Here is a 13,813-nt window from a genome sequence, read left to right as displayed (position 1 = left end):
TTGAGCCGTTTTCAGCCCTTCCTGAGGACCAGTTCCGTGTTCCGGTCCCCCGCGGCGCCGCCGAGCTTGTCGCTGGAACCGGGGGCGTTGTAGGCCAGTTCGCGGTAGAGGGCCGCGAGGCCGGTCTGGGAGAGGTCGGTGAAGTCGGTGCGGTGGGGGGCGGCGGACTCGACCAGGGTGGTGAAGACCGAGATCGTGCCGTCCTTGTTGTCGGCCAGCTCGATGACCCGGGCGAGGTGCGGGAAGTCGATGTGGGAGGCGGTGGAGATCTCCCAGAAGGAACGGCCGCCGGGGGCGGAGTGGGCGGTGATCACATTGCGGTGGATGTGGCCGTTGACCCAGGCGAGGACGTTGCTGTGGCCGGCGAGGAGGGAGACGATCTCCTGGCCGTTGTGCCGGCGCTCGCCGGGGTGGGCCGGGTCCGGGCGGGTGTTGTCCATCGAGTCGCTGGTGTGGTGGCTGAAGACGACGGCGAAGGAATCCTTGTTCTCCCGCAGTGTCCGCTCCAGCCACCGCAGCTGCGAGGTACCGACGGAGCCCTGGTAGTGGCCGCCCGGGTCGGTGGTGTCGAGGCTGATGCCGATGACGTCGTCGGCGATGCGGAAGCTGTAGTACTGGGTGCCCGCGTCGAGGTTGGCGGTGGAGTAGCCGTGGCCGACCGGGCCGACGCCCCGGTGCGCGGGGTCGAGGTGGGCCTTGAGGTAGTCGCGGGCGGTGTAGGGGGCGCGCCGCTCGTCGGGGGTGACAGAGCGCATGCTGCGGGCGTGTGCCTTGAGCAGGTCGCGGAAGGCGTGGCCCTGGGGGTCGGAGGCCTTCCTGATCAGGTCCTGGAGCTTCTTCGCCTCGGACGCGGGCAGCGACATGAGCTTCTTGCCGCCGACGGCGTACTCGGCGAGCCAGGAGTCGCCGTGGCCGTAGCAGCCGAGCGGCAGGCTGTCGTGGTTGCCGACCGTGGAGTACCAGGGGATGGCGAGGCCGGGGCTGTTCACCTCCCGGACGGCGGCGGCGAGATAGCCCCGCAGGTGCGGGAAGCCGAGCTGCTTGTCGGCGTCGCGGGTGGTCGATTCGGGCTGCCAGTACTGCTTGAGGCCGCTGTTCTGGACGCCCTCGTAGTGGCGGGGGTCTCCGGAGTTGGGGGTGATTCTGCCGCCGCTCATGACGGTGAGGAACCAGTCGAGCTCGGTGCGCGAGTTGTTGTCCGTGTTGTCGCCGGTCGTCATGGCGAACTGGAGCGGGGCGCCGGTGGCGGGGGCGCCCCGCAGCGTGTTGATCCGCTCGACCAGTGAGATCGCGCCCGGCACGGTCAGCGCCTCCTGGGGCCGCCAGGCGTGCACGTCGGTCGATCGCAGGTATTCGAGGCGCAGCGGGTGCTGGCTGTCCATCAGGTGCAGGTCGGTGAGCTGCACGAACGCGGCCAGGGTGGTACGGCGGCCGGCCCGCCCGGCCTTCGGGGCGGCTAGGTCGGAGCGCACCTTGCGGCTCCAGCCGGGACCGTTGCCGAGGCGCCGGTAGCCGGAGCCGGAGCCGGTGCGCGGCGCGGCGACGGAGGCGACGGTGGTGCCGCGGGTGTACGGGGCGAGGGGGGCCTGGACCGGGGCGGCCCGGTGGACGGACTGGGCCACCTGTGCCTCGGCGGCACCGGCGGTCGTCGCGGCCTGGCTGTCGGTGGGCCGCAGGGCGTAGCCGACGCCTGCGGAGACGGCGGCCGCGCCCGCGGCGGCGAGGACGGTACGGCGGTGGACCACCGGCGTGGCGCCGGCGACAGAGCGTGTGCGCGACATGGCGCGATCTCCCCGAGTGCGAACTGCATCGGCAGTGGTCGCGGGAGCCGCTGGTGCGAATCTCCCGCTCACTCTGGATGCTTGGCACCGGGAATGGCCTGCGCGTGAACGAGACGGCAACGGGCAACGCCGATCACCGTACGTGGATCTTGGCCCACCCCGGGCGTTCGGGAGCGCTCGCCGAACGGCCCGGGGGCGGTCACCGTGTGTTCATCTTCCGGGGTAGGACTCCTGTCCCCCGGGCCGCCCGGTCACCGGCCGCTCCCGCCACAACGCCAGTCCCTGGTCGACAAGGCGGACTCGGTTCAGTGCGGGTACGGCGTCCAGGTCGTGCCACTGGGCCATGTCCGTGGAGCCGCCGACCTCGTAGCGCAGCTCGCCGCCGGTGACGCGGACCTCGTACACGAGCCCCACGCCATGGTGGTCGACGGTGCGGCCGAAGCGGCGGCGGACCGGGAGCCGGCGGGAGCACACGCCGAGCAGGCCGCTCACCTCGACGCGGTAGCCCGTCTCCTCCTCGACCTCCCGCAGGACGGTGTCGTGGAGGTCCTCGCCGTGCTCCATGCCGCCGCCGGGCAGCGTCCACTCCGGCCGGCCGTCCTTGAGCCAGCGGGCGAGCAGGATCTGTCCGTCGCGAACACATATGGCGTAGGCCGCCACCCTCAACGTCTTGCGCATAGGAGGAAGTTAGTGCGCCGGATCCGGATTGGCCGGTGAGTATTGGGGCGCGGACCAGCGCAAAGGAAGCGCGGCCGGGGTCTCGACGGCTTCCCGTACGGTGAAGCGGACCCTGCGGTCCTCGCCGAACCCGGTGCTCGCCTCGCCGGTCAGCTGGAGGGTCGTGCCGGTCGTCCAGTCGAGGAACAGCAGGCCGGCCCGGGGGTCGGCGGCGAGGTTGCCGAGGGTGAGGAACATCGAGTTGCCCGGGTAGTCGCGCCAGCTGAGCTCGCCCGGTGCGTCGACGCGCACGAAGCCGGGGTTGCCGCCCCGGTGGCTGACGTCGGCGCCGCCCCCGTGCACGGAGGCCAGGAAGAAGGTGTCCGCCCGGGAGACGAACTCGGCCTGCTGATCGGTGAGTTCGGCGGTGCGCCTGCTCTCGTCCGGCCGACGGTCCGCCACGACCTCGTACGACTCCCTCTTCTGCAGGTACTTCGGGCAGTTGGAGAACACCTGGTCGGCCTCGATCGCGAACCCCCGTGTAGCGGGCCCGAGTCGGCCATTGAGGCGCATTCGGCGACGGGTGCGGGGGTCGAGGGCGATCGTGCCGACAGGGGTGCCGGGGGTGGTGAACGCGATCGCGAGGGGGTCGGACGAAAGCCATCCGCCCGCGACGGAGACGCGGTGCGGGCCCGTCGCCCTCACGAAGCCCGGCGCCCCCGTGAGCGGGGACGCCCAGACGCGGCCCGTCGAGGGGTCCGCGGCTCCGGCGACCAGCAGCGGCTGGAGCTCCAGGAAGGCCGCGGCGACCTCCCGGATGCCCCGGCCGACCGAGCGGCCCACGTGATCCGCCTGCTCGCGCACTCCCACCCGGTCCTGCACGGCCCGCGAGCCCGCGTGATAGACCCCCACGGCTCCCACGGCTCCCATGGCTCCCATGACTAGAAGAACCCGCAGGTCGGCGCCGTACCGGAGGGCGCCGGCGCCTCCTCGGCGCCGCTCGGCACGGAGATCTCCAGGCGGGTGCCGTCGGGGTCGTGGAAGAAGATGCCGCCCGATCCCGCGCCCTCGCGGTGGGCGACCACACCCTCGTACGCGAAGTCCACCCCGTACGCCCGCAGCTCCTGCTCGTACTCCCTGACCCGGTCGATCGAATCCGCCTCCAGGGCGAGGTGGTGCAGGCCCGCGCGGTCGGGTCCGTACGGCTGTTCCGCCTGCTGCCAGAGGGTCAGGACGAGGGTCTCGCCGTCGCCGAGGAAGGCATATCGGCGGCCCTCCTCCTTGCCCTCGGCGAGGGGCGTGAAGCCGAGGACGTCCCGGTAGAAGGCGAGCGAGCGGTCGAGGTCGGTGACGTTCAGGCCGATGTGGCCGGTGCGCAAGGTCACGGCTGTCCCCTTCAGCTTGGGTAACCCGGATGATTAACCGTTGTAAGCGACTTTAGGGGTTAGAAAGAGTGAGCGCAACCAGTCACGTACGCTTGACCGGTTAGCACCGAAGGGAGCCCCGCATGTCCGCCCCCCGCGATCCCCGCCCGCTCACCGGCGAGCCGCTCGCACTCGATCTGCTCAACACGCGGTGGATGAGCGAGGGAACCCTCCAGGACCTCCTCACCGACGTCGACGGGCTCGCGGTGTGGCTCGACTCGGCCGGACTGGACGGCGGTCACACCCCTGACGGCGCGATGCTGCGACACGTCCGGCAGGCCCGGGAGGCCCTGCGCACGGCGGTGGACGGGTCACTGGAGGAGGGGGCTCCGCTGGTCGACGCCGTACTGGAGCACGGGCGGGTCCGGATCACACTCTCCCCCCGAGGCCCGGTCGAGCACCCCGAGGTGAGCGACCCCGCCTGGGGGCCGGCCTGGCTCGCCGCCCGTGACTACCTGGAGTTGCTCGCCGCCGCGCCGGACCGGATCCGGTCATGCGCCCACGAGTCGTGCGTGCTGCATTTCCTCGACACGTCGAGGAACGGCACCCGGCGCTGGTGCTCTATGGCGACCTGCGGCAACCGGGCCAAGGCGTCCCGGCATTACGCGCGCGTCAAGGACGCCTGAGGGTCACTGGGGCGAATTGCCCGCTTTTTCACAGGACTTCACCGATGTCTCCAAAGGGCATCGCGGGTTTTCCCCATACACCCATATCGATTCGGTCAACTCTCCCTAAACATCCTTCCCATGCGTAAAGCTGTGCGGTCATCCGGGGTCTTCATACCGGATCGCCGTGGTCAGGACCGATCGGTCCCGGTCACACACCCGCTCGTTCCTTTACCTACAAGGGATGCCGATGACCTTCACCCCCCAGCGCCCTCCGATATCGGGCGCGAGACGTGTGGCGCGGATCGCCGCGGCCGCCGGACTGGTCGCCGCGCTCTCCGCGGCGGGGCCGATACCCATGGCCTTCTCCGCGGACGCGGGCACCACCCCCGCGGCGTCGGACCCGGGCCTGAAGTCCGCCGACGAGAAGCTCGGTTCGGACGACGCGGACGCGCTCGCCGAGGCCAAGGCCGACGGCGCCAAGAACATCACGCTGATGGTCGCCACCGCCCCCGGCAAGACCGAGCAGGTCGCCGCGGAGCTGGACGCCGTCAAGGGCGGCCTGGTGGGTCTCACGTACGACAAGCTCGGTTACGTCCGGGCCACCGTCCCCACCGCGAAGGCGGACTCGGCCATCGCCGCCGCCGCGAAGCTGTCCTCCGTGCACGGCATCGACGTCAAGCAGGACATCCCGCTGGACGACCCGACGCCGAGCGCCGACACCGCCAAGGGCGCCGCGCACAAGGCCGCGAAGCCCTACCCGGCGCCAAGCGCGAAGACGCCCGCCGAGAACCCGTACAACCCGTCCTTCGAGACGGGCGCCGTCGACTTCGTGAAGGACCACCCGAAGGCGGACGGCCGCGGTGTCACCATCGGCATCCTGGACTCGGGTGTGGACCTCGGCCACCCGGCGCTGCAGAAGACCACCACCGGTGAGCGGAAGATCGTCGACTGGGTGACGTCGACCGACCCGGTCTCCGACGGTGACGCCACCTGGCGGCGCATGACCACCTCGGTCTCCGGCCCGGGCTTCACCTTCGACGGCCGCACGTGGACCGCGCCCGCCGGGTCGTACCAGGTCAACCTGTTCCGTGAGGCCGCGACCGCGGGCGGCGACGCCAAGGGCGACGCGAACCGGGACGGCGACACCACCGACACCTGGGGCGTGCTGTACGACAAGGCCGCCGGGACCGTCCGGGTCGACCTGAACAACAACCAGAACTTCGCCGACGACACGCCGATGAAGCCGTACAAGGACGGCTTCCAGGTCGGTTACTTCGGCACCGACGACCCGTCGACCGACGTGGCCGAGCGCCAGCCGTTCGTCGTCGAGATCCGCAAGGACGTCGTCTACGACGCCGCGGGCAGCAAGGCCGACTACGTCAACATCGGCGTCATCGAGTCCGAGCACGGCACCCACGTCGCCGGCATCACCGCCGCCAACGGCCTGTTCGGCGGCCGGATGAACGGCGCGGCCCCGGGCGCGAAGCTCGTCTCCTCCCGCGCCTGCACCTGGACCGGCGGCTGCACCAACGTGGCGCTGACCGAGGGCATGATCGACCTCGTCGCCAACCGTGGCGTTGACATCGTGAACATGTCGATCGGCGGTCTGCCGGCGCTGAACGACGGCAGCAACGCGCGCGCCCTGATGTACACACGCCTCATCGACACCTACGGCGTCCAGCTGGTGATCTCCGCGGGCAACTCCGGCCCCGGCGTGAACACCATCGGCGACCCGGGTCTGGCCGACAAGGTCATCTCGGTCGGCGCGACCATCTCCAAGGCGACCTGGGCCTCCAACTACGGTTCCGCCGTGGAGAAGAAGTACGCGATGATGCCGTTCTCCTCGCGCGGTCCGCGTGAGGACGGCGGCTTCACGCCGACCCTGTCCGCCCCGGGCGCCTCCATCAACAGCACGCAGACCTGGCTGCCGGGCTCTCCGGTCGCCGAGTCGGGCTACACGCTGCCGGCCGGCTACTCGATGCTCCAGGGCACCTCGATGGCCTCGCCGCAGGCCACGGGCGCCTCCGCGCTGCTGATCTCGGCCGCCAAGCAGAAGCATCTCGCGCTGACCCCGGCCACCCTGCGCACCGCCCTGACCTCGACCGCCGACCACATCAAGGGTGTGCAGGCGTACGAGGAGGGCGCGGGCCTCATCGACATCGTGGACGCCTGGGACGCCATCAAGGACGGCGCCACGGCCCATGACTACACGGTCAAGGCGCCCGTCGACACCGCGATCGACCAGCTCCTGAAGACCCCGGGCTTCGGCACCGGTCTCTACGACCGCGAGGGCGGTCTGAAGGCCGGCGAGAAGAAGACGTACGACGTCACCATCACCCGTACGTCCGGCGCGGACAAGGCGCTCCCGCACGAGCTGCACTTCGCGAACAACGCCGGTGACACCTTCCGGATCCTCGGCAAGGACGACGTCAGGCTCCCGCTGAACCAGCCGGTGACCGTCAAGGTCCAGGCCCAGCCGAGGTCCGCGGGCGTCAAGAGCGCGATCCTGGAGGTCGACGACCCGAAGACGGAGGGCATCGACCAGCAGATCCTGACCACGGTCGTCGTCTCGGCGCCGGTGAAGTACACCTACACCGCGTCGAACACCGTGCAGCGCAACAGCACCCAGTCGTACTTCGTGACCGTGCCCGCGGGCGCCAAGTCCCTCGAAGTCGCGATCGGCGGGCTCAAGGACAAGAGCCAGACCCGCTTCATCGCCATCCACCCCTACGGCGTCCCGGTCGACAACACCGGCACCCCGTACTGCTACAACAACTACCTCGACGGCAACGGCTGCAAGCCCGACGCCCGTTCCTACGCCGACCCGCAGGCCGGTGTCTGGGAGATCGAGGTCGAGTCGCGCCGCACCTCGCCGCTGCTCGACAACCCGTACAAGCTGGACGTCGCCGTCTACGGCGCGGTCTTCGACCCGGAGACCGTGACCGTCCCCGAGGCCAAGGTCGGCACCCCGGCCACCGCCTCCTGGAAGGTGACCAACACGCTCGCCGCGATCGACGGCAAGCTGGCCGGCGGCCCGCTCGGCTCGTCCAAGACGGCCCGCCCGACCATCGCCCAGGGCGCCACCCAGACCACCACGGTCGAGGTGCCCGCGGGCGCGAAGTCGCTCGACGTCGCCATCGGCAACGTCTCCGACGCCTCCGCCGACCTGGACCTGACGGTCTACAACGCGGCGGGCACCGTGGTCGGCACCTCCGCCGACGGCGACTCGGAGGAGGCCGTCTCGGTCGCCTCGCCCGCCGCCGGCACGTACACCATCGAGGTCGCCGGCTACTCGGTCCCGGCCGGTTCCACCGCGTACGACTACCAGGACGTGTTCTTCTCCAGCACCCTGGGCACCGTCACCGTCCCGGACGCGCCGGTGAAGCTCGCCACGGGCGCCTCGACGACCGTCTCCGGCAGCGTCACCGCCCTGGCGGCCGCGCCGGAGGGCCGTGAGTTCTTCGGCCAGGTCAGCCTCGTCAACGCGCGCGGCACGGTCGCGGGCGTCGGCAACGTGAAGATCGAGAAGGTCACGCCGTAACACTTCTCCGTACGGCGACAAAGGGGCGGGCGTCCGAGGGGCGCCCGCCCTTTCTCGTGCCCTAGCAGGTGAGCCCGCGTGCCTTCGGCAGTGAGGCGGTGATCCAGGCCCGTACCACGGCGATCTCCTGCTCCCCGACCGCCCAGTGGTCGGGGGTGGCCGGTGCCCCCTGGGGCGTGCCGAACAGGACTCGGGTGCCCTTGGCGAGGGGTTCGGGGAGGTCGCCCTCACTGATCACATAGGTGAGGTCCCGGACTCCGAGGGTCGGTTTGTAGTAGTGGGTGACATGCACGGTGACCTGCAGTTTCCCGGGGCCGGGGAGCTCCTTGACCGCGGTGACCTCGCCCTCGGCGACCGTGCTGGCACAGGCCAGGTAGGCCGGGCTGCCGAAGCGGACGCCGGCTTCCGCCTTGGAGGACCCGGAGTCGGCCGAGCTCAGACTGTCCGCACCGCCGTTGTGCCCCACGAGCCAGCCGAGACCCGTGACGACACCGGCGACGGCGGCCACCGCGAGGGTGCCGAAGGCCAGGACACGTGCGCGGCGCCGGGCGCGGGCGGGGCGTCGTAGGGGAACGGGGTTCGCGGCCGGTGCGGCCTCCGTCAATGTCTCGCCGATGATCCGCAGCTGCTCGCGCAGGAGGGCGACATCGGCCCGGGCCGAGCGGTGCTCGGCGAGGAGGGCCGGGTCGTCGGCGGCGCTCTCGGGCAGCGGTTCGTCGGTGATGGCGGCCATCAGGGCGTCGAGACCGTCGTGTTCCGCGGTCATCTCACACCACCTCGTCCTCGTGCAGGCGGGCGCGCAGGGCCCGGACCGCCGTGTGCAGGCGGCTCTTGACCGTGCCCTCCGGGACGCCCAGCTCCTGGGCGATCGAGCGCACCGGCAGGTCGGCGAAGAACCGCAGCACGACGACCTGGCGCTGCTGGTCGGGCAGCTCGTCCAGGCCCTGGGCGACGGCGAGGGAGAGCACGCTGGTGTCCTCCCCGGAGGGGTGCTCGTGCTGGCGCAGCGAGGCCAGCCGCTCCCCCAGCCGGTCCTGGCGCTTCTTGGCCCGGTGCCAGTCCATGGCGAGGTTGGAGGCGACGACGGCGGCCCACGCGGACACGTCCCGTGGCGCCTCGTACCCCTTCGCCGCCCGCTCCAGCAACCGCAGGCGGACCTGCTGCACCCCGTCCGGCAGGTCCGCCTGCGGCACCCCGCCCAGGGCGAGCACGGCCCGCACCCGGCGTTCCTGCGCCGCGTCCAAGGGGTCCTCCCGCTGTTCCCCCCGGCCACGGCGGGTGATTCCGCGCAGCACCGACACTTCTCCCCTCACCGCGTTTCCTCTACGACGCCGCGGGGCCCGGAAACGTTCGGCGGATCCCCGGAAAGTTGTCCCGAGGCGTACATCACACGCTCCGGCGTTCCATTCCTCGGGCATGGGGCGCAAAGAATTGGACAGGGGGCCCCGGGTCGGCCGCATGATGGAAAAGCCTCGGTCACGTGCGTAGAGATAGGGAGTCACCGTGAGGGTCGGAATCGTCGGAGCCACCGGTCAGGTCGGCACGGTCATGCGCGGGATCCTCAAGGAACGGAACTTTCCGGTCACGGAGCTGCGCCTGTTCGCCTCCGCGCGCTCGGCGGGCTCGGTCCTGGACGGTGTGACGGTGGAGGACGCGGCGACGGCCGACTACACCGGCCTGGACATCGTGCTGTTCTCCGCGGGCGGCTCGACCTCGAAGGCGCTGGCCGAGAAGGTCGCCTCGCAGGGCGCGGTCGTGATCGACAACTCCTCGGCCTGGCGCAAGGACCCCCAGGTCCCCCTGGTCGTCTCCGAGGTGAACCCGCACGCCATCGCGGACCGCCCCAAGGGGATCATCGCCAACCCGAACTGCACCACGATGGCCGCGATGCCGGTCCTGAAGGTGCTGGACACCGAGGCGGGCCTCGAGACGCTGATCGCCACCACCTACCAGGCGGTGTCCGGCTCGGGCCTCGCGGGCGTGGCGGAGCTGCACGGCCAGGTGCAGAAGGTCGCCGCCGACGCGGACAAGCTGACCCACGACGGCGGGGCGGTCGACTTCCCCGAGCCGCAGGTCTACAAGCGGCCCATCGCCTTCAACGTCCTGCCCTTCGCGGGCAACCTCGTCGAGGACGGCCTGAACGAGACCGACGAGGAGCAGAAGCTCCGCAACGAGTCCCGCAAGATCCTGGAGCTGCCCGACCTGAAGGTCTCCGGCACCTGCGTGCGCGTCCCGGTCTTCACCGGCCACTCCCTCCAGGTCAACGCCCGCTTCGCCCGCCCGATCTCCCCGGAGCGCGCGACGGAGCTGCTGGCGGGCGCCCCGGGCGTGACCCTCTCGGACATCCCGACCCCCCTGCAGGCCGCCGGCCAGGACGCCTCCTTCGTCGGCCGCATCCGCCGCGACGAGACCGTCGACAACGGCCTCGCCCTGTTCATCTCCAACGACAACCTCCGCAAGGGCGCCGCGCTGAACGCGGTGCAGATCGCGGAGCTGGTGGCGGCGGAGCTCAAGGCCTAGGCCAGGGGCTGGACCGAGGGCCTGCGCACCTCGTAGAGGAAACAGCCGTACTCGACGGCCCGGACGTGGACCAGTGCCACGGACGGGTCGTCGAACGCGTTCCGGAAGGCGTCGTCGTCGGGGGCCTCGACCAGCTCACCGCCGAGGATGCGTCCGTCGGCGGAGTAGCGCCGGACCGTCCGGTGGGCGTTGTCGAAGGGGTACCCGTCGCGCCCGTCCGGCCCCGCGCACTCGTCGGCGTGGATGAAGACGGGCCCCTGTTCGTCGTACGCCCCGGGCTCGGCGCCGGTCTCGGCCGCCCAGCGGCGCAGCGGGGCGTAGGAGACGAGCGCGATCCGCTCACCGGGCCGGCTGCGGCGCAGACAGCAGCGGAGCGGGGCACCGCCCTCCTCGTCCGGGAAGGGGGACAGGGGGCGGCCGGCGTCGTCGGCAGAGCGGAGTTCCTTGAGGACGGCGGGGTCGACGGGGCGTGCGGTGTAGGTCGTCATGAGACCAGGCTGGCGCGGCCCGGCACGGATGACCGGCGGAAATCGGACGGGAAGCCCCCGCAACCGCAGGGTAATCCCCCGATCCGCCGGAGGCAGTTCGTGGAAGGATGACCGAACCGCCGAACCCACACATAACGAGGAGATGACCGCGTGCCTGGCACAAACCTGACTCGCGAAGAGGCACAACAGCGGGCGAAGCTGCTGAGCGTCGAGTCCTACGAGATCGATCTCGACCTCTCCGGCGCGCAGGAGGGCGGTACCTACCGGTCCGTGACCACGGTGCGCTTCGACGTGGCCGAGCACGGCGCCGAGTCCTTCATCGACCTCGTCGCCCCCACGGTCCACGAGGTCACGCTGAACGGGGATCCGCTCGACCCGGCGGAGGTCTTCAAGGACTCCCGGATCGCGCTGCCCGGCCTGCTGGAGGGCCGCAACATCCTGCGGGTCGTCGCCGACGCCGCGTACACCAACACCGGTGAGGGCCTGCACCGCTTCGTCGACCCGGTCGACCAGCAGGCGTACCTCTACACGCAGTTCGAGGTGCCGGACGCCCGCCGCGTCTTCGCCTCCTTCGAGCAGCCGGACCTGAAGGCCACCTTCCAGTTCACCGTGAAGGCGCCGACCGGCTGGACCGTCATCTCCAACTCCCCGACGCCGGAGCCGAAGGACGACGTCTGGGTCTTCGAGCCGACCCCGCGGATCTCGTCGTACATCACGGCCCTGATCGTCGGCCCGTACCACTCCGTGCACAGCGTGTACGAGAAGGACGGCCAGTCGGTCCCGCTGGGCATCTACTGTCGCCCCTCGCTCGCCGAACACCTCGACTCGGACGCCATCTTCGAGGTGACCCGGCAGGGCTTCGAGTGGTTCCAGGAGAAGTTCGACTACGCGTACCCGTTCAAGAAGTACGACCAGCTGTTCGTGCCGGAGTTCAACGCGGGCGCGATGGAGAACGCCGGCGCGGTGACCATCCGCGACCAGTACGTCTTCCGGTCCAAGGTGACCGACGCCGCGTACGAGATGCGCGCCGAGACCATCCTGCACGAGCTGGCCCACATGTGGTTCGGCGACCTCGTGACCATGGAGTGGTGGAACGACCTGTGGCTGAACGAGTCGTTCGCCACCTACACCTCCATCGCCTGCCAGGCGTACGCCCCGGACAGCCGGTGGCCGCACTCCTGGACCACGTTCGCCAACTCCATGAAGACGTGGGCGTACCGCCAGGACCAGCTGCCGTCCACGCACCCGATCATGGCCGAGATCGGCGACCTGGACGACGTGCTGGTCAACTTCGACGGCATCACGTACGCCAAGGGCGCCTCCGTCCTCAAGCAGCTCGTCGCGTACGTCGGCGAGGACGAGTTCTTCGCGGGCGTACAGGCGTACTTCAAGGCGCACGCGTACGGCAACACGCGCCTGTCCGACCTGCTGGGCGCCCTGGAGACCACCTCCGGGCGTGACCTGAAGTCCTGGTCCAAGGCATGGCTGCAGACGGCCGGGATCAACGTCCTGCGCCCCGAGATCGAGACCGACGCGAACGGTGTCATCACCTCCTTCGCGATCCGCCAGGAGGCCCCGGCGCTGCCCGCGGGTGCGAAGGGCGAGCCGACCCTGCGTCCGCACCGCATCGCGGTCGGCCTGTACGAGCTCGACGACGACAGCGGCAAGCTGGTGCGGGACGAGCGGATCGAGCTGGACGTCGACGGCGAGCTGACGGCCGTACCGCAGCTGGTCGGCAAGCGCCGTCCGGCGGTCGTGCTCCTCAACGACGACGACCTGTCGTACGCCAAGGTCCGCCTCGACGAGCAGTCGCTGGCCTTCGTCACCGAGCACCTCGGCGACTTCGCGTCCTCGCTGCCGCGCGCGCTGTGCTGGGCGTCGGCGTGGGACATGACGAGGGACGCGGAGCTCGCGACCCGCGACTACCTGTCCCTCGTGCTGTCGGGCATCGGCAAGGAGTCCGACATCGGTGTCGTGCAGTCGCTGCACCGGCAGGTGAAGCTGGCGATCGAGCTGTACGCCGCCCCCACCGCCCGCGAGACCCTGCTGACCCGCTGGACCGACGCCACGCTGGCCCACCTGCGGTCCGCGGCGGCCGGCAGCGACCACCAGCTGGCGTGGGCGCGGGCGTTCGCGGCGACGGCCCGGACGCCGGAGCAGCTGGACCTCCTGGAGGGGCTGCTCGACGGATCCCAGGTCGTCGAGGGCCTGGCCGTCGACACCGAGCTGCGCTGGGCGCTCGTACAGCGGCTGGCCTCGGTGGGCCGCTACGACGAGTCGGAGATCGCCGCGGAGTACGAGCGGGACAAGACCGCGGCGGGTGAGCGCCACGCGGCGACCGCGCGTGCCTCGCGGCCGACCGAGGAGGCGAAGGCAGAGGCCTGGGCGCAGGTCGTCGAGTCCGACAAGCTGCCCAACGCCGTCCAGGAGGCCGTCATCGGCGGCTTCGTCCAGACCGACCAGCGTGAGCTGCTCGCGCCGTACACGGACAAGTACTTCGAGGTGGTCAAGAACATCTGGGAGTCCCGTTCGCACGAGATCGCCCAGCAGATCGCGGTCGGCCTCTACCCGTCGCTGCAGGTCTCCCAGGAGACCCTGGACAAGACGGACGCCTGGCTGGCCTCGGCCGAGCCGAACGCGGCCCTGCGCCGGCTCGTCTCCGAGTCCCGCGCGGGCGTGGAGCGCGCGCTGAAGGCCCAGGCGGCGGACGCGCAGGCGGCTCAGTAGGACGGCGGGAGGCGGGTGGCCCCGGTCATCCGTCTCCCCCGCAGGCCGGTGGGCCCAGTCATCCGAC

11 protein-coding genes are annotated in these 13,813 nt (G+C 70.8%); 4 read left to right on the top strand and 7 right to left on the bottom strand.

From position 1 onward, the window contains the following. Nucleotides 1-11: 11 nt before the first annotated feature. The 4 genes from ACFVYN_RS02320 to ACFVYN_RS02305 form a co-directional block, all read right to left on the bottom strand. Entirely contained in the window at nucleotides 12-1,781 is a 1,770-nt protein-coding gene (locus ACFVYN_RS02320) for a TIGR03767 family metallophosphoesterase (RefSeq protein WP_389991258.1), read from the bottom strand. A 210-nt stretch (nucleotides 1,782-1,991) separates the two neighbouring features. Next, nucleotides 1,992-2,459: an NUDIX domain-containing protein gene (locus ACFVYN_RS02315; RefSeq protein ID WP_389991256.1), complete on the bottom strand. Its 468-nt coding sequence runs from the start codon at nucleotides 2,457-2,459 to the stop codon at nucleotides 1,992-1,994. A gap of 9 nt (nucleotides 2,460-2,468) precedes the next feature. Further along, entirely contained in the window at nucleotides 2,469-3,368 is a 900-nt protein-coding gene (locus ACFVYN_RS02310; RefSeq protein WP_389991253.1) for a pyridoxamine 5'-phosphate oxidase family protein, read from the bottom strand. Nucleotides 3,369-3,379: 11 nt separating this feature from the next. Next, nucleotides 3,380-3,823, bottom strand: coding sequence for a VOC family protein (locus tag ACFVYN_RS02305; protein WP_389991250.1), 444 nt, complete (start codon nucleotides 3,821-3,823; stop codon nucleotides 3,380-3,382). Nucleotides 3,824-3,945: 122 nt separating this feature from the next. Between ACFVYN_RS02305 and ACFVYN_RS02300 the strand changes: the two genes are divergently transcribed. Beyond that, entirely contained in the window at nucleotides 3,946-4,488 is a 543-nt protein-coding gene (locus tag ACFVYN_RS02300) for a CGNR zinc finger domain-containing protein (protein ID WP_389991247.1), read from the top strand. Nucleotides 4,489-4,717: 229 nt separating this feature from the next. Beyond that, complete coding sequence (locus ACFVYN_RS02295; RefSeq protein WP_389991244.1) at nucleotides 4,718-8,011, top strand: S8 family serine peptidase; 3,294 nt, start codon at nucleotides 4,718-4,720, stop codon at nucleotides 8,009-8,011. Nucleotides 8,012-8,072: 61 nt separating this feature from the next. On the opposite strand, the gene ACFVYN_RS02290 is transcribed toward ACFVYN_RS02295, so the two are convergent. Together ACFVYN_RS02290 and ACFVYN_RS02285 are read right to left on the bottom strand one after the other, a co-directional pair. Further along, a complete protein-coding gene (locus tag ACFVYN_RS02290; RefSeq protein WP_389991241.1) occupies nucleotides 8,073-8,777 on the bottom strand; it encodes a hypothetical protein in 705 nt (234 codons plus the stop codon). Between the two features lies 1 nt (nucleotide 8,778). Next, entirely contained in the window at nucleotides 8,779-9,306 is a 528-nt protein-coding gene (locus ACFVYN_RS02285; RefSeq protein ID WP_389991623.1) for a sigma-70 family RNA polymerase sigma factor, read from the bottom strand. Between the two features lie 208 nt (nucleotides 9,307-9,514). Here ACFVYN_RS02285 and ACFVYN_RS02280 point away from each other — a divergent pair, with 208 nt between their 5' ends. Beyond that, nucleotides 9,515-10,531 carry an aspartate-semialdehyde dehydrogenase gene (locus ACFVYN_RS02280; RefSeq protein WP_389991238.1) on the top strand — a complete coding sequence of 339 codons (1,017 nt, stop codon included), beginning with the start codon at nucleotides 9,515-9,517 and terminating at the stop codon, nucleotides 10,529-10,531. Here the strand turns inward: ACFVYN_RS02280 and ACFVYN_RS02275 are convergent. Beyond that, nucleotides 10,528-11,019, bottom strand: a complete 492-nt coding sequence (locus tag ACFVYN_RS02275; RefSeq protein ID WP_389991235.1) for a DUF1203 domain-containing protein — start codon at nucleotides 11,017-11,019, stop codon at nucleotides 10,528-10,530. The two genes, ACFVYN_RS02280 and ACFVYN_RS02275, sit on opposite strands and share 4 nt — an antisense overlap. Before the next feature lie 150 nt (nucleotides 11,020-11,169). Here ACFVYN_RS02275 and pepN point away from each other — a divergent pair, with 150 nt between their 5' ends. Next, nucleotides 11,170-13,746: an aminopeptidase N gene (pepN, locus tag ACFVYN_RS02270; RefSeq protein ID WP_389991232.1), complete on the top strand. Its 2,577-nt coding sequence runs from the start codon at nucleotides 11,170-11,172 to the stop codon at nucleotides 13,744-13,746. Nucleotides 13,747-13,813 lie beyond the last annotated feature (67 nt).

It is taken from the genome of Streptomyces sp. NPDC058307, from assembly GCF_042880295.1.
GTDB lineage: Bacteria > Actinomycetota > Actinomycetes > Streptomycetales > Streptomycetaceae > Streptomyces.
The sequence above is the reverse complement of the archived record's forward strand: the minus strand, read 5'-3'. Positions and strand labels throughout refer to the sequence as shown.